This window comes from Flavobacterium paronense, from assembly GCF_030409795.1.
GTDB lineage: Bacteria > Bacteroidota > Bacteroidia > Flavobacteriales > Flavobacteriaceae > Flavobacterium > Flavobacterium paronense.
Map to the genome: position 1 here is coordinate 1,007,002 of NZ_JAUFQN010000019.1, position 26,421 is coordinate 1,033,422.

The 26,421-nt window shown below is 32.7% G+C and carries 26 protein-coding genes and 3 tRNA genes; 13 read left to right on the forward strand and 16 right to left on the reverse strand.

Annotation, left to right across the window (positions count from 1 at the left end):
* Window positions 1-10: 10 nt before the first annotated feature.
* The 6 genes from QWY90_RS05705 to QWY90_RS05730 form a co-directional block, all read right to left on the reverse strand.
* On the reverse strand, window positions 11-847 hold the full coding sequence (locus tag QWY90_RS05705; protein ID WP_290284898.1) for an ABC transporter permease: 837 nt from the start codon (window positions 845-847) through the stop codon (window positions 11-13).
* 1 nt (window position 848) lies between these two features.
* On the reverse strand, window positions 849-1,745 hold the full coding sequence (locus tag QWY90_RS05710; protein WP_290284899.1) for an ABC transporter ATP-binding protein: 897 nt from the start codon (window positions 1,743-1,745) through the stop codon (window positions 849-851).
* A gap of 47 nt (window positions 1,746-1,792) precedes the next feature.
* Complete coding sequence (locus tag QWY90_RS05715) at window positions 1,793-2,056, reverse strand: DUF1660 family phage protein (RefSeq protein WP_290284900.1); 264 nt, start codon at window positions 2,054-2,056, stop codon at window positions 1,793-1,795.
* A 134-nt stretch (window positions 2,057-2,190) separates the two neighbouring features.
* The gene (locus QWY90_RS05720; protein ID WP_290284901.1) at window positions 2,191-4,032 is read right to left on the reverse strand and encodes a BamA/TamA family outer membrane protein; all 1,842 of its coding nucleotides are present in this window, start codon (window positions 4,030-4,032) and stop codon (window positions 2,191-2,193) included.
* Between the two features lie 133 nt (window positions 4,033-4,165).
* Window positions 4,166-5,224: a nucleoid-associated protein gene (locus tag QWY90_RS05725; RefSeq protein ID WP_290284902.1), complete on the reverse strand. Its 1,059-nt coding sequence runs from the start codon at window positions 5,222-5,224 to the stop codon at window positions 4,166-4,168.
* 43 nt (window positions 5,225-5,267) lie between these two features.
* Entirely contained in the window at window positions 5,268-5,804 is a 537-nt protein-coding gene (locus QWY90_RS05730; RefSeq protein ID WP_290284903.1) for an IS1096 element passenger TnpR family protein, read from the reverse strand.
* A gap of 415 nt (window positions 5,805-6,219) precedes the next feature.
* Here QWY90_RS05730 and QWY90_RS05735 point away from each other — a divergent pair, with 415 nt between their 5' ends.
* The 9 genes from QWY90_RS05735 to QWY90_RS05775 all read left to right on the forward strand — a co-directional run bounded on the left by QWY90_RS05735 (window position 6,220) and on the right by QWY90_RS05775 (window position 13,748).
* Complete coding sequence (locus tag QWY90_RS05735; protein ID WP_290284904.1) at window positions 6,220-8,361, forward strand: TonB-dependent receptor; 2,142 nt, start codon at window positions 6,220-6,222, stop codon at window positions 8,359-8,361.
* Window positions 8,362-8,561: 200 nt separating this feature from the next.
* Window positions 8,562-9,182: a tetratricopeptide repeat protein gene (locus tag QWY90_RS05740; protein WP_290284905.1), complete on the forward strand. Its 621-nt coding sequence runs from the start codon at window positions 8,562-8,564 to the stop codon at window positions 9,180-9,182.
* A 49-nt stretch (window positions 9,183-9,231) separates the two neighbouring features.
* Window positions 9,232-9,405 (forward strand): hypothetical protein, encoded by a 174-nt coding sequence (locus QWY90_RS05745; protein WP_290284906.1) that lies wholly within the window; start codon window positions 9,232-9,234, stop codon window positions 9,403-9,405.
* A gap of 7 nt (window positions 9,406-9,412) precedes the next feature.
* A complete protein-coding gene (locus tag QWY90_RS05750; protein ID WP_290284907.1) occupies window positions 9,413-10,744 on the forward strand; it encodes a 2TM domain-containing protein in 1,332 nt (443 codons plus the stop codon).
* Between the two features lie 2 nt (window positions 10,745-10,746).
* Complete coding sequence (locus QWY90_RS05755; RefSeq protein WP_290284908.1) at window positions 10,747-11,046, forward strand: 2TM domain-containing protein; 300 nt, start codon at window positions 10,747-10,749, stop codon at window positions 11,044-11,046.
* Window positions 11,039-11,359: a 2TM domain-containing protein gene (locus QWY90_RS05760; protein WP_290284909.1), complete on the forward strand. Its 321-nt coding sequence runs from the start codon at window positions 11,039-11,041 to the stop codon at window positions 11,357-11,359. The genes QWY90_RS05755 and QWY90_RS05760 overlap by 8 nt, the downstream gene beginning before the upstream one ends.
* 65 nt (window positions 11,360-11,424) lie before the next feature.
* On the forward strand, window positions 11,425-12,090 hold the full coding sequence (locus QWY90_RS05765) for a DUF2306 domain-containing protein (protein ID WP_290284910.1): 666 nt from the start codon (window positions 11,425-11,427) through the stop codon (window positions 12,088-12,090).
* Between the two features lie 12 nt (window positions 12,091-12,102).
* Window positions 12,103-12,858 carry a LytR/AlgR family response regulator transcription factor gene (locus QWY90_RS05770; RefSeq protein WP_290284911.1) on the forward strand — a complete coding sequence of 252 codons (756 nt, stop codon included), beginning with the start codon at window positions 12,103-12,105 and terminating at the stop codon, window positions 12,856-12,858.
* Between the two features lie 218 nt (window positions 12,859-13,076).
* Window positions 13,077-13,748: a hypothetical protein gene (locus tag QWY90_RS05775; protein WP_290284912.1), complete on the forward strand. Its 672-nt coding sequence runs from the start codon at window positions 13,077-13,079 to the stop codon at window positions 13,746-13,748.
* A gap of 64 nt (window positions 13,749-13,812) precedes the next feature.
* Here the strand turns inward: QWY90_RS05775 and QWY90_RS05780 are convergent, their stop codons facing one another.
* From QWY90_RS05780 to QWY90_RS05795, 4 genes are all read right to left on the reverse strand, one after another.
* Window positions 13,813-14,232, reverse strand: coding sequence for a nucleoside-diphosphate kinase (locus QWY90_RS05780; protein ID WP_290284913.1), 420 nt, complete (start codon window positions 14,230-14,232; stop codon window positions 13,813-13,815).
* A gap of 69 nt (window positions 14,233-14,301) precedes the next feature.
* On the reverse strand, window positions 14,302-15,474 hold the full coding sequence (locus QWY90_RS05785) for a T9SS type A sorting domain-containing protein (RefSeq protein ID WP_290284914.1): 1,173 nt from the start codon (window positions 15,472-15,474) through the stop codon (window positions 14,302-14,304).
* Window positions 15,475-15,571: 97 nt separating this feature from the next.
* Window positions 15,572-17,164: a bacillithiol biosynthesis cysteine-adding enzyme BshC gene (gene bshC, locus QWY90_RS05790; RefSeq protein WP_290284915.1), complete on the reverse strand. Its 1,593-nt coding sequence runs from the start codon at window positions 17,162-17,164 to the stop codon at window positions 15,572-15,574.
* 16 nt (window positions 17,165-17,180) lie between these two features.
* Window positions 17,181-18,131, reverse strand: coding sequence for a hypothetical protein (locus QWY90_RS05795; RefSeq protein WP_290284916.1), 951 nt, complete (start codon window positions 18,129-18,131; stop codon window positions 17,181-17,183).
* Between the two features lie 96 nt (window positions 18,132-18,227).
* Between QWY90_RS05795 and QWY90_RS05800 the strand changes: the two genes are divergently transcribed.
* Together QWY90_RS05800 and QWY90_RS05805 are read left to right on the forward strand one after the other, a co-directional pair.
* Entirely contained in the window at window positions 18,228-19,349 is a 1,122-nt protein-coding gene (locus QWY90_RS05800) for a cysteine desulfurase family protein (RefSeq protein ID WP_290284917.1), read from the forward strand.
* 59 nt (window positions 19,350-19,408) lie between these two features.
* On the forward strand, window positions 19,409-20,029 hold the full coding sequence (locus QWY90_RS05805; RefSeq protein WP_290284919.1) for a porin family protein: 621 nt from the start codon (window positions 19,409-19,411) through the stop codon (window positions 20,027-20,029).
* Window positions 20,030-20,116: 87 nt separating this feature from the next.
* Here QWY90_RS05805 and QWY90_RS05810 read toward each other — a convergent pair whose 3' ends face one another.
* From QWY90_RS05810 to QWY90_RS05835, 6 genes are all read right to left on the reverse strand, one after another.
* A complete protein-coding gene (locus QWY90_RS05810) occupies window positions 20,117-21,505 on the reverse strand; it encodes an alpha-amylase family glycosyl hydrolase (RefSeq protein ID WP_290284920.1) in 1,389 nt (462 codons plus the stop codon).
* A 66-nt stretch (window positions 21,506-21,571) separates the two neighbouring features.
* Window positions 21,572-22,333 carry a C40 family peptidase gene (locus QWY90_RS05815; RefSeq protein ID WP_290284921.1) on the reverse strand — a complete coding sequence of 254 codons (762 nt, stop codon included), beginning with the start codon at window positions 22,331-22,333 and terminating at the stop codon, window positions 21,572-21,574.
* Window positions 22,334-22,425: 92 nt separating this feature from the next.
* A complete protein-coding gene (locus QWY90_RS05820) occupies window positions 22,426-23,604 on the reverse strand; it encodes an acetyl-CoA C-acyltransferase (RefSeq protein ID WP_290284922.1) in 1,179 nt (392 codons plus the stop codon).
* Between the two features lie 251 nt (window positions 23,605-23,855).
* A tRNA-Arg gene (locus QWY90_RS05825) sits at window positions 23,856-23,929 on the reverse strand.
* A 33-nt stretch (window positions 23,930-23,962) separates the two neighbouring features.
* A tRNA-Pro gene (locus tag QWY90_RS05830) sits at window positions 23,963-24,037 on the reverse strand.
* Window positions 24,038-24,049: 12 nt separating this feature from the next.
* A tRNA-Ser gene (locus QWY90_RS05835) sits at window positions 24,050-24,136 on the reverse strand.
* Between the two features lie 330 nt (window positions 24,137-24,466).
* Here QWY90_RS05835 and QWY90_RS05840 point away from each other — a divergent pair.
* A complete protein-coding gene (locus QWY90_RS05840; RefSeq protein ID WP_290284924.1) occupies window positions 24,467-24,955 on the forward strand; it encodes an acyl-CoA carboxylase biotin carboxyl carrier protein subunit in 489 nt (162 codons plus the stop codon).
* Between the two features lie 8 nt (window positions 24,956-24,963).
* On the forward strand, window positions 24,964-26,406 hold the full coding sequence (locus QWY90_RS05845; protein ID WP_290286937.1) for an acetyl-CoA carboxylase biotin carboxylase subunit: 1,443 nt from the start codon (window positions 24,964-24,966) through the stop codon (window positions 26,404-26,406).
* Window positions 26,407-26,421: the final 15 nt, after the last annotated feature.

Here is a 26,421-nt window from a genome sequence, read left to right on the forward strand (position 1 = left end):
GATGATTGAACTATAAATCTCTTTTTTGGATGATTTTGTAGGAGGAAAAAATGAAAATTGTTGTCCATAGTAAAACAATGAGAATTGTAGTAAAATGAACGTTATAATCTTTGATGTTACTGGCACCAATTGTTGTTTTGATGTTTCTTATTATTGATAATTTTGTGAAGGGTTCAACAATCAAATTACTCATTGATTCTAAAGGAAAAAATTGAGTGATTTGTGCTGCTGTATCCGTTTTTGGAAATATTTTAAACGTTAAAATTCCATTGGCAATGCCTTCAATAATATTCCAAACAAAAAGAAATCCAATTGCAAAAGCGGAACGTTTTACCAGAACTCCTAAAAATAAACAGAAGGAGAAGAAACCAACCAACTTAACAAAGTAAGCAAGTAAATATTCCATATCGGAAAAGACAATACTTAATTCAGTGTAAGATGAAAAGCTATAACCTAAAATAAGCGACATTATAAAAACAAAAACTGTTGATGTAAGGGCAAAAAGCACAACGGTAAAGAACTTAGAAAGAACAAATTCTTGCTTGCTCATTCCGTCAATTAAGTTTTGTTTCAATGTTCCGTAACTGTATTCGTTAGCCATCATTGATACGATTACAATGGCTAAGAAGAATTTTAGAATAGCTGCAATATATGTATTAAAATGCCAAATAAAAGGAAAATTAAAAATTCCCATTTCGGCAAAATGCAATTGAAAACTACCAATAGTAATATTGATAGAAGCAATCAAAGCAATGAATGAAAGTATCACAAAATAAGTAATAGTTAATATTCTACTGGCGCGATTTTTCCAAATTTTTTGTAATTCTATGGCGAGTAATCTTTTCATATTAGTTTTTTGTTAATTCAAGAAATTGTTCTTCCAGACTCATTTTTTTAAACACCAAATGGTTCAGGTAAATTCCTTTTTCTGCTAAATAGCGATTCAAAAGGGAAGCTTCAAATTGGGTTTTAAAATAAACAATAACTTTTCCTTCTGTTTCGGAAATTTTTTCTACATCAGGGTGATATTTTAAAATTTCTATAAGTTTAGAATTACTTTCAGCCTGTAATTCATAAAAGCCACTTTGATTACTCATACCATCAACGGTACCGCTGTAAAGAATTTTACCAAAGCGTAAAACTAAAACATGACTGCATACTTTTTCAACTTCGTCTAATAAATGGGAAGCCAATAAAATAGTTGTTCCTTGTGAAGCAATTAAACGAATAATATCTCTAATTTGATGAATTCCTTGTGGGTCTAAACCATTGGTTGGTTCGTCTAATATTAAAATTTCAGGGTCGTTTAAAAGGGCAGAAGCAATAGCTAATCGTTGTTTCATTCCCAAAGAAAAGGTTTTAAACTTGCTGTCTTTTCTATCCATGAGCCCAACAATTTCCAGCTTTTCATTTACTTTGGAATAATCGATGTTTTTTATTTTACAAACCAATTCTAAGTTTTCTTTGGCTGTCATGTAGGGATAAAAATTCGGGCGTTCAATAATGGCACCGACTTTTTTTAATGCTTCGTGAGTTTGCATTGTTCCGTCAAACCAACTGTATTCGCCTGAAGTTTTGTTGACAACATTTAAAACAATTCCCAAAGTTGTTGATTTCCCAGAGCCATTTGGACCAAGAATTCCATAAACATTGCCTTTATGTATTTCGAGAGAAACGTTATTTACAGCGTGAATTTTGCCATAACGTTTGTGAAGATTTTTAATTGAAAGTATTGTAGAATTCAAGACTAGTTTTTTAAAGTTTTGAATAGGACGATAAAAAACTTATTTTGTTACGAGTCTTTTCGAAAGTAAAATTTGGAAAGGAATTGTTTTTTTAAATTCAAATAAAAAAGCGTTTCATTGATGTCTTTAAGTTGTGATGTCAATGTGATTTTTTGACCTTTGGTATCGTTGGTAACCTGCATTTTGCATGTCTTGCATTCAAACTCACTGAAATGAGTATTTACTTTTTTGGTCTCTATAAAGCTATGCCCAAGTAAGAAACAGCGATAATTTTTTTTCCCTATTCCATCAGTTATGTAATTTGTTTCCATGAAGTTAAGGTTTTGGTTTGGTCAATTAAACGTATAGACTTGTGGGCAAAACACCAAAATTAATCGACGAACTACACTATTTTCACAGATTAGAGTTAATATACTTACAAAATAGTTTGTGTAAATAGCAGTTTTTAATTATAAGGAACTATAGTTGGTTCCCCAATTTGGAAATCAGGCAATGATAAATCGTTGTTTTTAAAAGTGTTAGTTTTGAAAACATTAGTTCCTTGAAATGGAATAGAAGGATAAAAGGAGAATGATATTTGAAAACTATTAAACACCAAATAGTCATTATTTATTAAAGCACCCAAACTAAAAATAGAATACAATTTATCATTAAAAACTTTATTAGTTTCATCACCAAGAAGTCCTAAAGTCATGTTAAAAAAGGGGCTAAAATGGAAACCATGCCAATTCCCGGGCAAATAAGTTTGTGTTTGAAAGGTAGTGAAGAGTTTTTTGGTTCCATTAAGCAATGGATTATCAAAACCTGAAATTCCATTTTCCTCAGAAATGGTAACTCTGTCCTTTATTATTGACTCTCTATGATATCCAATAACTAATGTTGGTTTTATAAACTGTCTTATCCTCCAACTTCCAATAGAAAGTAAATTAGTAAAATAATTGGCTTCAATTCTTAGCGTTGTTTGTTCAGTATAACCCTTATTAAAAAAACTTCCCAATTCAATATTTGTACTCAGATAACCAAAATTGAAATAATTCCCATAGGCAAACCGCCCACTAAAATAGGCTCTTTTATTGTTGTTTTTATCTTGAAAACCACCCGTTATAGCATATACTTGACCATAAGGGACATCTTCAATAACGCCAAAATTGAATAAGTATTTGTCTTCAGAAAATTTTTGTGTATTGATACCAATGGTAGCTAAATATAATTTTTCAGGAGCAAAAAACTGAGGCGGATCATATTGTAATGTTGGTTTGTTGAAGTAATCCACTTTTTTATATCCTAAAGTCGTAACAAGATTTGTAGTTCTGAAATCTTCACTTTTTCCGCCAAAGATTTTAAATGAATGACCAATCCAATATTGTTGGGTTTGCAATTTAAAATTTTGATTTTCAAAAACATTTGTAGCATCTGGAAGTGAATCAACATAAAACCTATTTTCAAAATAGGCACCACCAGCCAATCTTGTTAATGGAGAGAAAAATTGTCTTTCAATTCGAGCGCTTCGGGTTATATTATTATTTAAATCATTCTCATAAGCAAAGGTTGTTTTTATAAAAGTATTTTTGATGTTATTTATGGTATAGCGAGCAGTATATGCACTTTTTTTGTCATCAAATCGTTTTGTAAAATCATTTTCAATTTCATGACCTAAACCAAAAAAGTTTCTTTCAATTAAATCAAAATTCCCTCTTGAACCCGAAATGGCTCCAGTTGGAATCAAGGTCCATGAATCTAAAACACGTACAGAAACATCAACAGAATCTTTGCAATTTGGAATTTCAATAGGTTTAATAATGACACTTCTGACATAGCGTTGTCTCCTAATCAAACGTTCGGATTCTTTTGCAATTAGTGAGTCTAAGGGTTCATTTTTCTTGAAAAGAAGCAAATTTCGAATTGTCCAGTTTTTTGTTTTCAAATGTAGTCGGTTTCCAAATTTTTCAAAACCTTTTTCGGGAACATCTTTGTAGTTATCTACAGCATAGCCAAAAGGATCTAAAGTTTCAATCCTAATTTCTCTGATGATTTTGCCTTCGTTTCTGTCGAATGTTTTTTTTATCAAAAACCGCTTTCGAGCATTTTTTTGGATACCAGCAGTATTACTTCTTTGGGACTTGAATAATAAACGATAGACAAACTTATTGAACTTAGTTTTCTTGGAATAGTTTTCTATGTTTTTATAGACTTTAACAGAATCGTTACCGCTATTTTTTTCCTGTGCTTGGCTAGTTTGACAAGCAAAGAATATAATAAAAAAGAAGTATAGGTTTTGGAACTTCATAGCTTGGATTCGAGTAAAGCAAATATAATAGCTTTTGGTAATTTTAATTTACATAATTTACAGTTTTATTTATATAAAAAATCCCCAATAGCCTTGACAATTGAGGATTATATGTTTATTTAATCAGATACCGTTATGATTTCTGTTCTTTATTGAAATAGACTAAATAGTAATACATTTGTTTTTCTTCATCCCAACCTTTTTCTACATATTTCTCAGCACTTTCAGGATTTATGAAATCTAATTTGATTTGAATGTTAGTGTCCAAATTGATTACATTTTTTATAGATCTTCTTGCATCAGAAACAGCATTATTTGCAATTGGAAACGAAGTCACGTCTTCAATACTGTATTTTTCGCCTTTATCAACTTTATAGTTTTTGAATTCCGGAATTAAATCTGGGTTATCCAAAACTTCATTCAGAAAATTGCTTTCTTCAAATTGGTCGTTTTTGGCAAAATAATTTACTGAACGATTCATAAACATTACTTCTTCTTTCTTGTCTTCTGCAGGAAAAACAACATCTTTGGCAAATCCTTGACAGAATTTTAAATATTTTTTAGTAATGAAATTTTCATCCTGAAATGCATCCACTGAAAGGAAATGCTCTAACCAATAACGCGTGTCATAACGGTTGCTGTCGATGCTTAAAATCTTGTATCCTTCTTCTTTTTTATAGTTAAAAATTAGGCAACCTTTATCTAATTTATTTAGATTGATTCCTTGTTGCAGAATCATTTCAAGCGATTTTCCTTTTTCTTCAAATTGCATAAAATCTGACATGATTTCACTTTTGAAAACACCAATAGCATCAACCACATTATTATCTATGTTTAAGTTGGTTAAATACGCCACATACACTTCTCCGTTCTTAATGTGTGGATGATTGGATTGCTCAAAAAGGTGATTGGTAATCTTCTTTGAAACTTCGTGAATAGCACTTGGGTTCGTGAAAATTTCCGTTGCTAAATTGAACATATCGTTATATTCCAAATCAACTTCGTGAGCAAACTGAAAATAATTTTCCTCTTTTTCGCGAAATGATTTAAAGAAATATTCCTTTAATAAAGGAACAATTTCATCATTTAAATTATAAGGTTGCTCCGAGAGAAAAACAGACTCATTTTTGTTTTTGTTTCCAACTCGGTGTATTGATAAACTCTCAATATGAGTATTAAATAGGTTGATCATTTTTTTGTCTATTATCTCTTAGTCTATTCTCTATTTTCTGTTTTTAATTCCAATTCTCTTCAAATCCGTAATCTTCAAAACTATCATCACCACCAAAAGCATCTAAATCATCTTCATCTAAATCGTCTTCAAATTCCGAATAGAAATCTTCACCTTCGGCTTCAAATTCTTTTTCAGGCGCAATAGCAGGTAATTCACCATGAGTAAACAACAAACTAGGATACGTTTCCCCAACTTCTGCTTCTTCAACTGCTGCAAGTTCTACCAAAAATGTCCACATATTGATAAAATCATATACATAAATAATCTTCGTTTGGTCTTCGCCAAGCAATTGATTTAAGGTATAATCGCTCATAGTTTTTTGTTCGCCAGGGACATCGCCTGTATCAAACATCGGAATTTCTTCTTCCTGATTCCAGGTGTCATCACAAGTGTAAAACGAAGCCACTTCTAATCCGTCAAAACCAAATGCATTGACAATGGCGTTGTGTAAATCTTCTAAAGTATCTTCTTCCTGTATAGCAATGTCTCTGAAAATATCATCTTCGGCATCAAGAATTGCTCTGAATTTATAAATCATAATCATATTTTTAATAAGCCAGCAAAGATAAATTATAATTCATCAATTACGAATTACGAATTACGAATTGTTGATAAGATTTTGCATCTTAAAAAACATCGATGAAATGCACCAGATTTCTAATTTTTGTAACTCTATCGAGTATTGAGGTAGTTTAACGATTAAGTTAGATTTAGAAATGGTGAACAACTAATTTAGCCTTAGTTAATTAGATAAACAACAAGAAAACTATGTAATGTAGCATTCTTTAAAGATAAATATCCTGTCAGATAATTAATAATTCAAACGAAAAAAACCTGTTCTAATCGAATAGGTTTTTTTTTGCAGTTCATCCTCAAAAAATAACAATTCGGTAAACTTAAATTGTATATTTTTAGTGCTTGATACAACTTTGCGGCATCAAAACTAAAAAAACATGAGATCTTTTTACACTTTAACATTTCTATTAATTGCTTATATAAGTATCGCCCAACAAACTATTTCCGGAACTGTAGTAGATGAAAAAAATAAGCCAATTGTTGGAGCCAACGTTTTTATTGACGGGACTTATGACGGAACATCAACTGACGAAAAAGGAAATTTTAATTTTCAAACAATAGTTTTAGGAAACCAGACTTTGATGATAAGTTTTCTAACTTTTGAAACGCTAAAAGTTGCTATTGACGCTACTAATTGTAAAGATAAAACCTTTAAACTCAAAGAAAGCGTTAATACACTAGATGCTGTAGTTATAACTGCAGGAAGTTTTAGTGCAGGTGACAAAAGTAGGGTTTCGGTTTTGAAACCTTTAGACATTGTTACCACCGCTGGTTCTGCAGGAAATATTATTGCAGCTCTCCAAACATTACCAGGAACACAGAATGTAGGTGAAGATGGAAGATTGTATGTTCGTGGTGGCGAAGCTGATGAAACCCAAATTTTTGTTGACGGGATTCGAGTAGCCCAACCTTATGGGGCAACGACTAATAATTTACCAACTCGTGGCCGATTTTCTCCTTTTTTGTTTAGCGGAATTTCATTTTCTACAGGAGGTTATTCAGCTGAATATGGGGAAGCCTTATCTAGTGTTTTGTTATTAAATACGCAAGATGAAGCCACCCAAAATAAAACTGACATTTCATTCATGACAGCTGGTTTAGGTTTGAGCAATACTCAAAAATGGAAAAAGAGTTCGTTAAGCGTAAACACAGCATATATTGATTTAGCTCCATACCAAGTGGCAATTCCGCAAGATGTTGATTGGAACAAGCCTTTTCAATCATTGTCTGGAGAAGTGGTATATAGATACAATTTTGCTAACGGAATATTTAAAGCTTATGCTGCGTTTGATGCTTCTCGTTTCGATTTGAATCAGGAAGATATTAATGAGCCTGAAAAAGTGAGAGTGAATTTGAGAAACAATAATTTCTATTTAAACAGTTCATACAAAGGAAATTTTAGTGGCAATTGGCAACTGTTTACAGGGTTGAGTTATGGTTATGGGCAAAATAAAATTGCTATTGATGCTAATGATATAAGGAATTCGGAACATGCTTCACATCTCAAATTAAAATTGACCAAAAAGCTTTCCGACAGAGTTAAACTGAATTTTGGTTCTGATTATTTCATCACTAAGTTTGATGAAGATTATAATACGACTTTTAAAAGTGGTTATGATTCGAATATTGCTGCCGTTTATACCGAAGCTGATATTTTCTTCTCCAAAAAGTTTGCTGCTAAAGTGGGTGTAAGAGCATCTACGAATGATTATATCAATCAAAACAGTATTTCACCAAGAGCTTCATTAGCATACAAAATTTCAAAAAATAGTCAATTTGCTTTTGCCTATGGAAATTTTGAACAAGCGCCGAGACAGGAGTATTTGAAATATTCAGACGAATTTAAAACAGAGAAGGCCTCGCATTATATTTTGAATTATCAATTTGTAAAAGATAAAAGAACATTACGAACCGAAGTCTATTATAAAGGCTATTCCGATTTGGTTAAGTATGATACTGACAGCCCTAGGTTTAATTCGGTTTATTCTAATAATGGGAAAGGCTATGCCAAGGGATTGGATGTTTTTTGGAGAGATGGTAGTAGCATCAAAAACTTAGAATATTGGATTTCGTATTCCTATATCGATACCAAAAGAGATTATCAAAACTTTTCTGCCGAAGTAACGCCAAATTTTGTGGCAACCCACAGTGCATCATTGGTAACAAAATATTGGATATCCGATTGGAAATCACAAGTGGGTTTTACACAACAGTTTAGTTCAGGAAGACCTTATAATGATCCAAATCAAACGGCATTTATGAATGGTAAAACAAAATCATATAGTAATTTAAGTTTCAATTGGGCGTATTTATTATCACAACAAAAGATTCTATATTTTTCGGTTTCAAATGTTTTGGGAACACAGAATATCTTTGGTTACAATTATTCAGATACCCTTAACGGAAGTGGAGTTTATGATAGAAAAGCCGTAATACCAACAGCAGATAGGTTTTTCTTTTTAGGTTTCTTTTGGACCATAAGTGATAATAAAAAAGACAATCAGTTGAAGAATCTTTAAAGTGGCTGAGTAGCTAAGTACCTAATTAGCTGAGTGAAAAAGCTAAGTGCCTCAGTAGCTCAGTCACTCAGAAACTTAAAATAGAACAATTCATCCATCAAAAACAACAGTTCGGTAACTATAAATTTAGTAAGAACAATAACCTCAATATTTTTGCTTCAGAAATAAAACAAAAATAATAACTTAATAAAATTAAAAACATGAAAACAATTATTACATCAATCGCATTTTTTATCTGTTCAATGTTGTCAGCACAAACACAATTTGAACAAGGCATGGGAAAAGCCATGCAGCTTTGGGGAGCAGGAAAAAACACTGAAGCTGTAGCTACTTTTGAGCGAATTGCATCAGTAGAAAAAACAAACTGGTTGCCAAATTACTACATCGCATTTATCAACACTATCGATGCATTTGGAACAAAAGACAAAGAAAAGGTGTCGGCACTTATCACCAAAGCACAAGACGCTATTGACAATGCAACGGTTATCAGTCCAAATAATCCCGAAATAATGGTGGTTCAAGCGATGTTGTATACAGCAATTTTGATTCAAGATCCAATGACCAACGGACAGAAATACTCTGGTTTAGTTATGGAGCAATACACTAAAGCGTTGGCAATAAATCCAAATAATCCAAGAGCAGTGTTCTCTAAAGCTGAATTTGAAATTGGTGGTGCCAAATATTGGAAGACCGATACCAAACCAATGTGCGAAGCAATAGCAAAATCAATTGAACTTTTTGCTAACTTTAAGCCAGAAACGCCATTTCATCCAAGTTGGGGTTTAGACAGAGCCCAGGAAGCATTGAAAAGCTGTAAATAATATAGTTAGATACCGGATTAATCGCGTCTCTAACAAAAAAAATATAATCATGGAAAATCAAGATAAAAACAATAGTCATGTTTCAAGCTACATGTTTGTTGGATGTATGTTTATCGGAATTGGAATTGGAATGGCACTTGGTAATACCGGAATTGGAACTTTAATTGGAATGGGAGTTGGGTTTTTAGCATCGGCACTTTACAAAGGAGAAATAAATAAATAAAAAGATTATGAAATTCACTATAAGAGAATTGTTAAAATCATTAGCAATAGGAGTAATTATTTTTCTGATAATTATTTTGATTAATATCATATATGGTGAAAAAACAGAATTAAATAAGCAACTTGGCGTACAGTTTTTATATACAATGTTGTATTCAATTACATTAGGTATAGCCAATCAATTAGTGTTTGTTTTTTGGGATAAAAAATTTGCATTAGAGAGGTTTTCACGAAGAAGAATAGTTGTAGGTTTTGCTTCCTCGTTTGTAGTAACGCTTTTTGTTATTTTTTTACTAAGAATTTTTACAGATGTAATTATTGAAGGTAATACTTTTGAAACTTATTGGGCCAATGAAAGACTTGCCAATTATGTTTTCGCCGTTGTAATGACTTTTATTGTATTGTTGTGCTTTTACACTTTTTACATTTATAAAGCTTATAGTGATAGTAAAGTAAAAGAACAAAAAATTATTGCCGGAACAGCATCAGCACAATTTGAAAGTCTAAAAAACCAAATAGATCCTCATTTTTTATTCAATAGCCTTAATGTATTGAGTTCCTTGATAGAAGAAAATCCAGATAATGCGCAACGTTTTACCACTTCGTTATCCAAAATATACCGTTATGTTTTGGAACAAAAAGACAAAGAATTGGTTTCGGTTTCAGAAGAATTAGTTTTCGCCAAAACCTATATGAACTTGCTAAAAATGCGTTTTGAGAATAGTATCACTTATGAAATTCCTAATGACTTTGATAATCAAGATGCCAAAGTAGTGCCGCTATCATTACAACTTTTATTAGAAAACACGATTAAGCATAATATAGTAAGTGAGCAAAAACCATTGCACATCAAGATTTATATTAAAAACAATTACCTTATTGTAGAAAACAATCTACAAAAGAAAGAAGTGCTTCAGGATAGAAGAGGCGTTGGATTACAAAACATAGTCAATCGCTACGGATTAATATCTGAGCGTAAAGTACTAATTGAAGAAAACGAATCTTATTTTAAAGTAAAAATTCCAATATTAACAAAACAGATTGCTTTTATGGAAACAAAAAATATATACAACGAAAACATGGCTTTTATGAAAGCTAAAGAACGAGTTGAAAAACTCAAAGGGTTTTATGGTAATTTGATTTCGTATTGCTGTGTTATACCAGTATTAATATTTATCAATATGCAATCTGGTGGATTTCAATGGTTTTGGTTCCCGATGTTTGGTTGGGGAATGGGTGTGACTTTTCATGCCATTGAAACATTTGGTTACGGAAAATCCTGGGAAGAAAAGAAAATACAAGAGATTCTGAATAAAGATAAACAAACAAAATGGAGTTAATTATGGAACAGTTTAATCAAGAATTTGAAAAATACAAACGCGCACAAAAGCAGGTTGAAGAAATCAAAGGTTTTTATGGACATTTGCTCTCTTATATAATTGTGATGCTCTTTTTTCTATTCATCAACTTAAAATATTCACCAAACTATTTGTGGTTCTTTTGGCCAATGCTCGGTTGGGGAATAGGGCTTTTATGTCACGGATTAAGAGTGTTTAACTATACACCATTTTTGGGAAAAGATTGGGAACAAAGGAAAATGAAAGAATTTATGGATCAAGAAAAACAAAATAAGTATGAATAGTACTAATCTAACTCCGGACGAAATAAAATACCAACAGGCATTAAAACGAGTTAAACGAATCAAAGGATTTTACACGCATTTGATGGTGTATGTTGTAGTCAATCTTGGTATTCTTATTGCAAACTATAAAAATCTAGATGCTAATGAAAACTTTTGGAGATGGCAAACTTTCAGTACCGTTTTATTTTGGGGAATTGGCTTATTTGGACACGCACTTTCAGTATTTCTACCAACAGTGTTTTTGAACAAAGATTGGGAAGAAAGAAAAATAAAGGAATTAATGGAAAAAGAAAAACAAAATAAGTGGGAGTAAAATTGTAAATTAGTATTCGATTTTTTGATATTGTTGGTAGTTTATGAAATTTAATTCGAAATAATATGGAAATATTTTTTAAAATTTTACTCATCATTCATGTCATTGCAGGAAGTGTTGGTCTTTTCACTGGAACTATAAATATTGTTCGAAAAAAAGGTGATAATTTGCATCGTTTGGTTGGAAAATATTTCCTTTACGGAATGCTAATTAACTCGGTTGCTGGTTTTTTAATGTCAGTTATTCATAAAAATGTATTTCTGTTAATCATTGCTGTTTTCTCTTTTTATATGGCAGCAACCGGACAACGAATATTGTCCTTAAAAAGAATAGATAAAGGTCAACAAGTAAAAGGTATTGATTGGATACTAACTTATACTATGATTTTCTTTGCGTTGTGTTTTATCGTTTTTGGTATTTATTTAAAAGTGAATGATAATAATTTGGGTACTGTTTTAATAGTATTTGGAACGATTAGTGCACTTATGGCGAGAAAAGATATTAAAACTTATCAAGGCAATATCACCATTAAAAACTATTGGCTTTTAATTCATATCCAACGAATGATAGGTGCTTATATTGCAGCACTAACCGCTTTTTTGGTTGTGAATAATACTTATTTACCACCGTTAGTTGCTTGGCTGTCACCTACTGTAATTTTGACTCCTTTAATTTTTTATTGGTCAAGAAAGAATGCAATAAAATGCACAAACAAAAACCCACAAACCTAAGAAATTTAAGGAATGAACATCATCATCATTGAAGACGAAAAACCTGCAGCGCGTTTGCTCCAGCGTAAAGTTGAGAAATTAGGTTTACAGGTAAATCAAATGTTGCACTCTGTGGAAGAATCCATTCATTGGTTTAATTCCAATACACATCCAGATTTAATTTTTCTCGATATTCAACTCTCAGATGGTTTGTCATTTGAAATTTTTGAAGCAATTGATATTAAAAGTGCGGTGATTTTCACAACAGCTTATGACGAATATGCTTTGCGTGCTTTTAAACTAAATAGCATCGATTTTCTATTAAAACCAATTGATGAAGATGATTTAGAAACTGCAGTCAATAAATTCAAAACTCGAAATAGTACTTTGCCAAATTTGTCCCTCGACTTTGAAATCATAAAAAAAATGTTAGTCAACTCAGTAGATAGAAACTACAAAAAGCGTTTCACCATCAAAATGGGTCAACAACTCAAAATGATAAATATTGACGAAGTTGAATGTTTTTACAGCGAAAACAAAGGAACCTATCTCCACACTTTTGACAACCGTGATTATCTTTTAGACAACACTTTAGAACAGCTCGAAACCGAACTTGATCCAAAGGATTTTTACCGCATTTCACGTAAATTTATTGTGCCAATGAGAGGAATCAAAGAAATTCAGATTTACAGCAATTCAAGATTAAGAATTATTCTTGCAACTTACAGACACGATGAAGTTATTGTAGCGCGCGAACGTGTGAATGATTTTAAGGATTGGTTGGGATAGCATTCAGTATAAACCGGCTTTTTGATAATTTCTTTAATGTGAGTTGTTAACATTTTTTGTTGAAAACCATTTTTTTTAGAACAAAATGTTAATAAAAAGTGCATTTCATCGATTATTTAAGTTATATATAGGGAAAGTACTAAAAAAAAATGCAGTCTGTATAAATTTGTTTATCCCAAAATAAAAAACAGTTACTTGACCGCCTTAATTGCAATTGTATGAAAAATTATACTCATTTTTTTCTGGCATTAGGAAGTGTTTTTTCTTATAGCTGTTTTGCTCAAAGCAATGTGAAAACGCTGTCGGACCTATCGTCCAAAAATGATCTCGCTGTTGTATCTTATCATGTCGAAGAAAGAATAAACATGAACTTCGGTGGTAGTGTTAGAACTTATGAAGTTACCAACTTAGACCTCATAACCCCAAAAGATATTGGAAAGAACAATGTTAGGATTATAACGCCTAAATACGCTAAAGTAAAAGAAAAAGTTGTTGCAGTTGAGACAATAAGTAATAAAAAAACAACGGTAACTAACAACTTAACAATTACATCTAAACCAATTAATACAGATTTAATTAATAAAGTAGAACAAAAAAATACTACTACCTCAGAAAAAAAGAAAGACTATGTTAATATTGATGTTGTTGGAACTTATGAAAGAATTATGGATAAAGGATTCAAATCGGTTAGTATGATAACAAAAGTAGCTGATAGAAACTTTTTTGAAGGAAATATGGATAAAGCTGCGAAGTTGTATGCTGAATTGTTTGAAATCACTTCTGATTTAGAAGCAGTTTATTATTATAGATACGGTCAATCACTTGTATCCATCGGTGAAACCGAAAAAGGGAATGAGTTGATAAAGATATTTAAAGCAAAAAGTTTATAATTTATAGAACATAAAAAATCCCATTTCTACAGAAATGGGATTTTTTTATCTCAAATGTATTTGATTAAAACTGCTCTCTTCCAGCAAAGTGAAACGCTCCTTCGATAGCTGCATTTTCATCGCTATCTGAACCGTGAACTGCATTTTCTCCTACAGAGTTTGCATATTTTTTACGGATAGTTCCTTCCGCGGCTTGTGCTGGGTTTGTAGCTCCAATTAACGTTCTAAAATCTTCAACAGCATTGTCTTTTTCTAAGATAGCTGCAACAATTGGTCCGCGAGTCATGAATTCTACTAATTCTCCATAAAAAGGTCTTTCTGCGTGTACTGCGTAAAATGCTTTGGCATCAGCGACTGTCAATTGCGTTAATTTCATTGCCACAATTCTGAAACCACCTTCAGTAATCATATTTAAAATTCCACCGATGTGTCCGTTTTCAACACCATCAGGTTTAATCATTGTAAATGTTCTATTCGTTGCCATTTTTTGTTTTTATTTTTAATTTCGTGCAAAAGTAAACCTTTTATACCATTATTAAAAATAGAACGACTATCAATTCTTGATAATTTTTTGGACTACAAAATCTGTCCCTGATTTAATATTCACAAAATAAACTCCTTGACTCAATGCACTTCCATCCAACTCAAATTGAGAAGCATTTGGCGAAAAACTTTGAATGGCTTTACCCATAACATCAAAAACTTGGACACTATCAATAGTGGTAGTATGTGTTATGTTCCAAATGCTGTCTGTTGGATTTGGATAGATTTTTAATTTTGAAATAGAATTTTCGTTATTTGATAACGTATTAGTAAACTCATAATTACCTGTACTTTTATCAAAAGTAATATCATAAATTCCCGCAGTTACAGGAATGTTTTGACCACTTTGAATCCCAGTGCCTGTGGGAAAACCTAGTGATCCCCAATTGGTTGTCCAATCGTTATCTTTTCTAAATTTAACTTCACCATCTGTCAGACTCAAATTGGAAATGCTGTATCCAAAACCATCAGTTGTAGTTAAATCAATATCATCAGCTAAGAATCCATTTAAAGCGGTTCCTAATATTCCAATACTAGGATAAGTAAAGCTATATTCTCCGGTGTTTCTGTTAAAAGTAACAAACCATTCGCCTCCAGGAACAAATAAAGAAGGACCATTTAGCATACCGGTTCCAGTTGGAAATGTGGTGCTTCCCCATACATTCACTGTATCATTGTTTTGACGAAAATAACAATTCCCACTACTAAAATAGAAGCCTGATAGTGTATAAATTATTCCATCAGTCGTAACCATATCAACATCGGGAGCACCATAACCTAATTGAGAATTTACTGCTGGTCCCCAAATTCCAATGCTAGGGAAACCAGATGGGATAAAAGTATACGTGCCATTTATTCTATTAAAAGTAACATCATAAGTTCCGGCAACGGTCATTATATTTGCTCCACCCTGAGTTGCTGTTCCTGAAGGAAAATTAGCTGAACCCCAGTTGATTAACCAATCGTTTCCTTGTCTGAATTTTAATCCGGTTGTTGCTGGATCGGTTGCCGTAGTAATAGTTGCATTGTTTAATGTATAAGTAATATTGTCTGTAGTGGTCATATTTGTATCCACTCCCCAACTTCCAGAGGGACTAGTGCTTCCAATCATGGATATCACTTGACTATAATTTGTTTCAGAAATAAACAGTAAGGCAATAAGTAATAGTAATTCTTTTTTCATAACGTATTGATTTTTATTTAGTAAACTTATATCAAAAGATACTACAATGAAAATCAGGGTATCACTCAAACGTTTTCGTGTTGAAAACTTACTGAAATTACATGGAGATTATCGTAAAATTAGGCTCTAATGGTTTTAGCTCCTGAAACAACTTCTCGATAAGTCTACCGTTTACATCTATATAAAATTCAGAAAAATTAGCTTTTCGTTCCTGTAAACCTTGATTGGGGAGCAATTCATTTTGTAACAAAATAATTTGTTCCAGTTTTTCAACATGTACTCTTTTTTCGGCTTTGAGTAAGCGTTTTTCTAAATTTTCTAATCCTTTAATTTGTTTGGTTTGTTGTGCTTTAACTGCACCTATAAAAGATTTGTCAGTTTGGTTGGCAATGAGCAGTAACTTTTCAAACTGTTGTTTTAAGTGCTCTTTTTGTTCTGAGAAATCTATGTTGAATTTAGAGAATTCTTTTGTTTTGTAGTTGAATAATTCTTGTTGATTCGAGAACAAATCTTTCCATGATAGGTTTAACTTATCTGCTTTTTTTATTTGTTTTTCAGTTGCTAATACTACAGAGTTGCGTACCAATAGTATAGGAAAAGTTATTTTGTATATTTCAAAAGTTGATTTCAATTGAAGCCAATAAGCAATTTCTCCACCACCACCAATGTAGCATAAATTGGGCAGCAAAACTTCTTCATATAGGGGACGAAGAATAACATTTGGACTAAACTTTTCCGGATTCTTTTCCAGTAATTCTAAAATTTCTTTTTCAGAGAACTCAAGCTTGGTATTGTTAATTTTAAACATATTATTTTCAAATATAATACGCTCTCTAACTGTATCTTCTATATAAAACAGGTTTATTTCTCTGGGATTTACCTGAATTTCGTAATCGTTTTTTAATTGATTATTTGTTTCAGAAACGATTTTGAAAGTAGTCTTATTAATTAATTCTTCTTTCACAAAAGGAATGAATAATTGCTTCAAAGTTTTGTCATCACCATCAAGAATAACTAAGCCTTTATCACCAAATAATTCGCTAGCTAAAAATCGAGTTGCATCGGCAAGATTACTATGTTTTAGATAACTGTTTTCAAAAAGTTCTTTTAAATATTTCGCGTTTTCACCAATGCCTAATTTTGAAGCAAAAACTTCTAAAACATCCTTTAATCCTTCTGTAGAAAGTCTACCAACTGGCCCATGACTTTCTTTATCCCAGTTGATTTTTACATTTTTAAAATGAAAATGATTGACTTCCTCAAAATCATGGTCCTCGGTTGCCATCCAGTAAATAGGGACAAAATCATAAGCAGGATATTCCTTTTTTAATGTAGAACAAAGATTAATTGTGGAAACTATTTTGTACAAAAAATACAATGGACCAGTAAATAAGTTCAGTTGATGACCTGTGGTTACTGTGAAAGTTTTTTTATTGTTTAAAAGTTTGATATTGTTTAAAGTAGTTTCAGAAACTTTAATACCATTGTATTGATTTTCAAGAGCAGTAACTAGAATTTTTCTATTATTTTCTTGATAGTTTTGTGCTTTTTCTTCAACCTGATCATTGAAGTTCTTCATGGTTGGAAACCTATTGTACAGCGATTTTAATTCGGGTTTTTCGTTTAAATAATCTACAGTTAATTTAGTAAAATATCCCGATTTTTGGTAGCTTACGCAGTCAGTTGGCATGATTGTTTTGGTAAAATTAATTGGTTATCAAAGTTCCAAAAAGATAGTCATCGCCTAAAGAAAAATCACTATTTCCTTTTTTTAATGTGACTTTTTTCAAACGAATAGTGTGCAGATGCTGACTACCTAGAGTGGTTGTGGTGACTTCAATTATACCGCTTGTCGCTTCAATCCCATCTATGGCATTCCACTGCTGTGTTAGTGTTGGTGAAGACGGAATGGTTGTAGCACAAAAATATGCATCGGTAATTGTACCTGAATATAATCGATAAGATAATTTATTAGTAGTACTAATCAATGCAGTCCTTGGAGTAGTTGTTACTTCACTGGCAAATAATGTAGTATAATCTTCAACATCTAAAGTAAAAACCTCTCCACCGCTAAAATCATAAATTTTGTTGTTACAGGCACTTTTATCCACTTCATGATTAAATCCAAAGGCTAATTGACTTACTGTAGTGGCATAATTTCCAAAGGGGAAAGTTGTATATGTTTGCAGAGCAGTTGGTTTTTGAAACGATATGTTTTTAAAAACAATATTATAAGTGTATCCAGTAATTCTGGTGGAATTGTCAGTTGTATTTGTTGATTTTACTGCGGTAGAAGTAATTTGAATTGTTCCTGAAGTGGCATTCCATTGTTCTACTAAATTAGGCGTTACATCTGGGGCAGATCCACAAATATTATTTGCGGTAACGGTACTAGCATACTTTCTGTAAGTCACTTTATTGGTTGAATTTATGGGAACTTCTATCGGTGTTCCAGCAAGAGTAACATCACTAGTAAAAGTAGTGGACGGAATTTCAATAAAAAGCATTTCTGCATCTTTTATTTTATAAATCACATCTTTATCACTGCATTTTTGAGCAGCTACGTCAGTAAAATCAATAACATCAACGGTTAAATTGCCATCGTCACATGCAGTAATAATTAGTAACAATGTAAGTATACATAAAATTCTTTTCATCGGAATGGTATAATTTTTAAGCAAAAATAAGTTTTTTATAGTATTAAATTTTGCCTTTTATCATTTAATTAAGAACAGTACTTTTATATTTGCAATATGAAAAAAATTTACTTAGATAACGCAGCAACAACACCAATTCGTCAAGAAGTAATTGATGAAATGATTAAAGTTATGCAGTCTGAGTATGGTAATCCTTCATCGACACATAGTATTGGTAGAAGTGCCAAAGCTATTATTGAAACGTCAAGAAAAACAATTGCTAAATATTTGCATTGCAATGCACAGGAAATAGTTTTTACTTCAACTGCTACCGAAGCTACTAATTGGATTTTAAGAAGTGCTGTAAAAGATTTTGGCGTTAAACGAATAATTACTTCTAAAGTAGAACATCATGCTACATTATATACGGTAAAGGCTTTACAGGAAGAGTTTGGAGTTGCCGTTGAATTTGTAAATGTTTCTCATGACGGAACTTTAGATTATGCCCAACTTTCGGTATTACTTTCCAATGATGTTAAAACGATAGTTTCGTTAATGCATGTCAATAATGAAACCGGAGTTGTAAATGATATTCAAAGAATTGGTATGATGTGTCACGAAAACAAAGCTTTGTTTCATTGTGATACGGTTCAGTCTATAGGGAAAACAGACTTGAATTTACAGGATTTAGCTGTCGATTTTTTAGTTGCCAGTGCACATAAATTTCATGGACCAAAAGGTATTGGATTTGCGTTTGTCCGTAAAAATTTGGTGTTGCAACCCATGTTGTTTGGTGGCGAGCAGGAAAAAGGTTGGCGCGCCGGAACCGAATCAGTACACCAAATAGCGGGAATTGCAAAAGCTATAGAATTCTCTTTAGAAAATTTAGAAGAAGAGAGAAAAGTCATCACAGCATTAAAGGATTATTGTTTCCAACAACTAAAAGCATCTTTTTCGGATGCAACGGTAAATGGGAGCAATACGTTTTATAATATTCTGAATGTTTTGTTACCTTTTTCTCCTGAAAAAACGGCCATGATTTTGTTCAACTTAGATATGAAAGGTATTGCAGTTTCTCGTGGTAGTGCCTGTCAAAGCGGAAGTGTTAAACCTTCACATGTATTGGCGGAAATGCTTGACGATGCCGAATTAAAAAAACCTAGTTTGCGTATTTCGTTCAGCCATTACAACACCAAAGAAGAAATAGACTGTATGATTTCAGCGTTAAAAGAAATTTAAATAGGAAGCGGGTTCGTTAAAAAATGGCTTAATTTTGAATAATCAAAAAAATCTTTGTTATGAAAAAAATTATTTTAGTTGCTCTCTTAGCATTTGGAATATCATCCAACCTTTCGGCACAAAAAAAAGGTGATATCGAATTTGGAGTGAATGTTGGTTTTAATAATTCCTCTGTTTCCGATTCAAATAATTCATATGATTCAAGTACAGGATTAAATGTAGGTGGTTCGCTTGATTATTATTTTTCTCCTGAATGGAGCTTAAAAGTAAAAATGATTTATGATCAAAAAGGATGGGATAACGACGTAATTCTGAATCTGGATGACGGACAATATTATGCCACAGATTATAATTTAGATTATTTGACAATTCCGGTTATGGCCAATTGGCATTTTGGTAATAAAAGAGAATGGTACTTAAATTTTGGCCCTTATTTTGGATTTCTAATGAGTGCTAAAGCCACCCAATTTGATGCTGACGTAAAAAAGTTTTTCAACACTAATGATTTTGGCTTAGCGGCAGGAATCGGGGTTAAAATTCCTGTTTCCAACAAACTTAAATTTTTCGTTGAATTAGAAGGGCAAGGCGGTTTTACAGATATTAATAAAGAAAGTGGTTATGCTTCGCTTACAAATAGCCGTTCCAGCTTGAATGTTGGGCTTAACTTTTTATTAAAATAAAAATACAAACTGATACTAAAAGGCCACAGATTCACAGATTATTTTTAATCTCTTTAAAAGACAATCTATGAATCTGTGGCCTAATTTTTATTTTACTAAAACCAAATACTGCCAAGGTTTTAACGTTAAAACATCATCACCCTGAAGAAGTATTATTTGATTGGTAAATAACTCTGTATAACTTCCTTTTTGATATTTTGAATTCAGTTTTACGGTAACAGGTTTGTCGCTATAATTTGTAATATTAATAACTTTATCGTTGTCTTTTGTTCTTGAAAACGAAATAACCTGATCCATTTTGTCACTAAAAATGCGAACCATTACGCCACCTTCTTTACCATTCCATAGGGCATGATTTTTATGTTTCAGGTCAAATAGCTTTTTAAATAATCCTTCATAAGGCATAGTACTCCAGTCGATTAAATCTTTGTCGAAAAATTTAAGAGAATGATTTAGCCCAGCTTCTTGTCCTCCATAAACCAAAGGCATTCCATTAACAGTTCCGCACAAAACCATTGAAGCTTTTAATCCTTCACCAAAATTATAATCCATATTGTGATTCCAGGAATTCATGTCGTGGTTATCAGTGAAAAGCATTCGATAACCATCACGAGGGAACGTACTGACATCATGTGCCATATATTCAACCAATCCGCCCAAATTTTTTTTATCGCGAGTTACAGCTGTCATTTTATCGAAGAACGTCCATGAATAAGTCATGTCGAAAGCTTTTTTATGTAAGTCACGTGCTTCCCATTCGGCTAGCATAAATACTGGTTTTACAGCATCCATTTCTTCTCTTGCGTTGTCCCAAAAATCAGTTGGAATGAAGCCTGCAGTATCGCAGCGATAACCATCAATATTAAAATCCTTAACCCAATACACTAATGCTTCGGTCATGTATTTTCGGATTCCGGGTTTGTCGTAATCAAAATCAATTACGTCATCCCAATCGTACCATGGCGTTGGCTGAAAATTGCCTTCTTCGGTTTTGGTATACCAATCAGGATGGTCTTTTGCCAATTGATTATCCCAAGCCGAATGATTGGCAACCCAATCCACAATAACATGCATTCCCATGCTGTGGATTTTATCAACCAAATGTTTAAAATCTTCTTTGGTTCCAAATTCAGGATTGATTCCGTAATAATCTTTCACGGAATATTCGCTGCCTAAAGTTCCTTTTCTTTTTTCAACCCCTATTGGGTTTATTGGCATTAGCCAAATGATATCAATTCCCATTGCCTTTATTCTTGGCAGATGTGATTCAAATGCTTTAAATGTTCCTTCGGGAGTGAACTGTCGAATATTAGCTTCATAAATGGTAGCGTTTTTACTCCATTTGGGATGTTTTAATTCAACGAATTCTTTGGGTTGGTATCTTGAATCATCCGTGGTTTTGTCCTCATTTTTTTTAAGACAACTTGATGTGATGATGACTATAAAAAGCAAAAGTTTTTTGGATAAGTTTTTCATTTGGATGATTTAAGAAATCTAAAATAAATAAAAAAACTTTTCGTTGCAAAAAAAAAATGAGACTGATTAAATGATTTTTTTAATAACACGTAATCGATGCGTATGTCTGTTTTGCTCTGCATTGTAAATCCCTAAATGATCTAATCTGTCAATCCTCACTTTTCCACTAGCGTGAATGATATAATTATTATCCATGATGATACCAACGTGGATTATCTTTCCTTCTTCATTGTCAAAGAAAGCTAAATCACCTGCTTCACTTTCTTCGATAAAACTCAAAGCATCGCCTTGAGTAGATTGTTGAGATGCATCTCTAAGTAGCTTAAAGCCATTCAGCTTATAAACCATTTGTGTAAATCCGGAACAGTCAATACCAAATGGTGTTTTCCCACCCCATAAATAAGGAGCATTCAAATACATAAAAGCAGTAGTTATCAAATCTGATTTTGGTTTGATACCAGTAGTTTTCATGCCTTCAAACTCAAAATTTTCTATATTAATTTCGCTATGATTTAAAAACGATAAAGAAGCACCTAATGTAATAGGTAACAAAATATTTGACGGATTGGTTACATATTCCACCAAATCTGAGTTTAATATTATAGCATCTTTGGATAAACTTTTAAAACTCTTTTCAGAAATCGTTTGATATTGTTTAGAATCTACCCAACCTTCATAATCATCAAATTGTAATTTGATTTTTGACCATTGATTAAGTTTTTCCAATATCTCAAAATGCTCCCCAAACAAGACTTGAGAAACGATTTCGCTTCTGTCGCTTGGTTCGACTCGTAACGGAATTATAGCAAGATTACAAATGGCAAACATTCAAATATAATTGATAATGGATAATTGATAATGGATAATTGATTAATGGATATTTTTTAATTGTTAATTATCCATTATTAATTGTTAATTATTTAAATTCTTTCAATAACAATTGCCGAAGCACCACCGCCGCCGTTACAAATTGCAGCTGCTCCAACTTTGGCATTATTTTGTTCTAAAACATTAATTAAGGTTACAATAATTCTGGCTCCGGAACATCCAAGTGGATGACCTAAAGAGACTGCTCCACCATTTACATTTATTTTTTCATTGTCAAGGCCTAGGATTTTAGCATTCGCCAAACCAACTACTGCAAAAGCTTCGTTGAATTCAAAAAAGTCAACATCAGCAATTGATTTACCCGCTTTGTCTAACGCTTTAGGTAATGCTTTTGCTGGTGATGTTGTAAACCATTTTGGCTCTTGCGCTGCATCAGCATAAGATTTGATATAAGCTAATGGTTTTAATCCCATTGTTTTTGCCTTGTCTTCACTCATCAAAACTAAAGCAGCTGCACCGTCATTTATAGTTGAAGCATTTGCCGCAGTAACGGTTCCGCCTGTTGTAAAAACTGCATTTAGGGAAGGGATTTTGTCTAATTTTACATTAGTAAATTCTTCGTCTTGGGAAAAAATAATTGGTTCACCACGACGTTGCGGAATCTCTACAGGGACAATTTCATTATTGAATTTCCCTTCGCTCCAAGCTTTAGCGGAACGCTCGTAGGATTGTATTGCAAAAGCATCTTGCTCTTCACGTGTTATTTTAAATTCAGAAGCACACAAGTCAGCAGAAACCCCCATAGCATTATTATCATAAGCATCGGTTAAACCATCTTTTTGCATGCCGTCAACCATAGTTGTTGGGCCAAATTTAACACCATTTCTTAAATGAACATAATGTGGAATTAAACTCATGTTTTCCATTCCGCCAGCAACTACAATTTCTGCATCGCCAGCCATAATAGCTTGAGCACCTTGCATAACCGCTTTCATTCCGGAAGCACAAACTTTGTTAACGGTAGTACAAGCAACAGTATCTGGTAATCCTGCAAAAAGAGCGGCTTGCCTTGCTGGAGCTTGTCCGTTTCCAGCCTGAACCACATTACCCATCAAAACCTCATCAACCAAGTTTGGATCTAAATGGATTTTTTCTAAAGCTCCTTTGATTGCAATTGCTCCTAATTTTGTCGCAGGTACAGTTGACAACGAACCCATAAAACTTCCAATAGGCGTTCTAACTGCTGAAACGATGACTACTTTTTTACTCATAATGCACTGTTGTTTGTTTGTAGTGCAAAACTAATCTTTTATTATAAATTATGGACTGCTTTTTAAACAAAAAACCATTGATTTATCAATGGTTTTTGATGTGATTTTGAATAGGACTGACATCAACTTTTCTTCCTGTTCCATGAGGATTGACTTCGTCCTTCCTTCAAAGCTCCGCTTTGAAAATGAATAAAGCCAGTAAAAATGCTCAAACGAGTTTGGACATTTTTACTGGCTTTATTCATTCATTGTGATCCCAGAAGGATTCGAACCTTCGACCTACTGCTTAGAAGGCAGTTGCTCTATCCAGCTGAGCTATGGAACCAAAACAGTTTTTGTACAAAAAACGGTTAAAAAGTCGGGGTGGCAGGATTCGAACCTGCGGCCTCCTGCTCCCAAAGCAGGCGCGATAACCGGGCTACGCTACACCCCGAAAATTAAAAAGCGGAGAGTAAGGGATTCGAACCCTTGGTACAGTTTCCCATACGCATGTTTAGCAAACATGTCCTTTCGGCCACTCAGGCAACTCTCCAGATTTTCAATAATGCTCAAAGAACTTAACTTTTTTGCGGTTGCAAATGTAACTTTTCATTCTATAATTTACAACTATTTCATTTCTTTTTTTATTGATTAAATCAAATATTTACTAAGTAGCTTCACTGTCAATAAACTAGGATTCTATTTTTTAACTAAAGTGTTCTTTTCTTTTACATACTTTTCAAAATATTAAACTATGCTCTTTTTGTTATTCAAGTTATTGAAATGATTTAGAAATTTTAAATTAGAAATAAATTATTGATTTTTATCATATAAGAATAGGTTTAGGTTTCTTAAATTTACATTTAAATAAATTATTTTACTTATGATTAATTCTTATAAGCTTCATGTAAATAACATTAACACATTTGATTTTTCAGGAGAAGATCTTAAAGATTTAGATGCTGTAAAAGTTGAACAGTTAAAATTTCATGTTCTAAAAAACCACAAACCCTACACAGCAGAAATTATTTCTGCTGATTTTATTTCTAAAAAGTATACCGTAAAAGTTAACAATAACATTTATGAAGTAGCCATTGACGGTGCTTTAGAACTTTTGATTAAAGGATTGGGAATAGAAAGAGGAAGAACTAAAGTAGTCAATGCCATCAAGGCTCCAATGCCCGGATTAATTCTTGAAATTAATGTTGAAGTTGGGCAAATCGTAAAAGAAAATGAACCATTATTAATTTTGGAAGCTATGAAAATGGAAAACAGTTTCCTTTCTCCTAGAGATGGTGTTATAAAATCAATTGCAGTTACTAAAGGTGTTGCTGTAGATAAAGGTCAATTATTAATAGAATTTGAATTATGATAAAACAAATCACAAAAATATTAGTTGCCAACAGAGGTGAAATTGCAATCAGAGTAATGAAAACGGCCAAGAAAATGGGAATTAAAACCGTAGCTGTCTTTTCAACTGCGGATAGAAATGCCCTTCACGTAAAATATGCTGACGAAGCAGTTTGTATTGGTGAAGCTGCCTCAAGCCAATCGTATTTACGAGGTGATAAAATTATTGAAGTCGCTAAAGAACTTGGAGTTGATGCCATTCATCCGGGCTATGGTTTTTTAAGTGAAAATGCAGCTTTCGCTGAAGAATGTGAAAAGAACAATATCATTTTTATTGGCCCAAAATCAAAAGCCATTGAAATGATGGGAAGCAAATTGGCTGCCAAAGAAGCTGTAATGAAATATGATATTCCAATGGTTCCAGGTGTTGATCATGCAATTATTGATGTTGAAGAAGCAAAAAAAACAGCACAACAAGTTGGTTTTCCAATTTTGATTAAAGCTTCTGCCGGTGGCGGTGGAAAAGGAATGCGAATTGTTGAAAAAGAAGAAGATTTTGAATCTCAAATGAATCGTGCCATTAGTGAAGCAACTTCTGCATTTGGCGATGGTTCTGTTTTTATTGAAAAATATGTAACCAAACCGCGTCATATCGAAATCCAAATTATGGCGGATAGTCATGGTAATATTTTATACGTTTTTGAAAGAGAATGTAGTATTCAACGTCGTCACCAAAAAGTAGTAGAGGAAGCACCATCTTCAATTCTAACACCCGAAATGCGAAAAAAAATGGGAGAAGCTGCTGTAAAAGTAGCTCGAGCTTGTGATTATCTTGGTGCTGGAACAGTCGAATTCTTAATGGATGACAAGCATAATTTTTATTTCCTTGAAATGAATACACGTTTGCAAGTTGAACATCCAGTTACGGAAATGATTTCCGGTCTGGATTTAGTCGAACTGCAAATTCGTGTAGCTCGTGGTGAAGCTTTAGATATCAAGCAAGAAGATTTAGTAATTCAAGGTCACGCCATGGAACTTCGTGTGTATGCCGAAGATTCGATGAATGATTTTTTGCCCAATGTTGGTTTTTTAAATAAATACCAATTGCCTGAAGGTGAAGGAATTCGTGTTGATAACGGAATTGAACAAGGAATGGACGTTCCGATTTATTACGACCCAATGCTATCAAAATTAGTAACTTACGGAAAAACACGTGAAGAATCTATCGAATTGATGATAAAAGCAATTGACAATTATCATGTGGAAGGTGTTGCTACAACTTTACCTTTTGGGAAATTTGTGATGCAGCACGAAGCCTTTCGTTCCGGAGATTTTGATACAGGTTTTGTAAAGGCATATTACAATCCCGATAAAATGAAAGCACAATTAGATATAGAAGCTGAAATTGCTGCTAGGATTGCTTTACAACAATATCTCAAAGATAAAAAAATATTGAGATTACCAATTGAGTAAAAGAAAAAGATAATA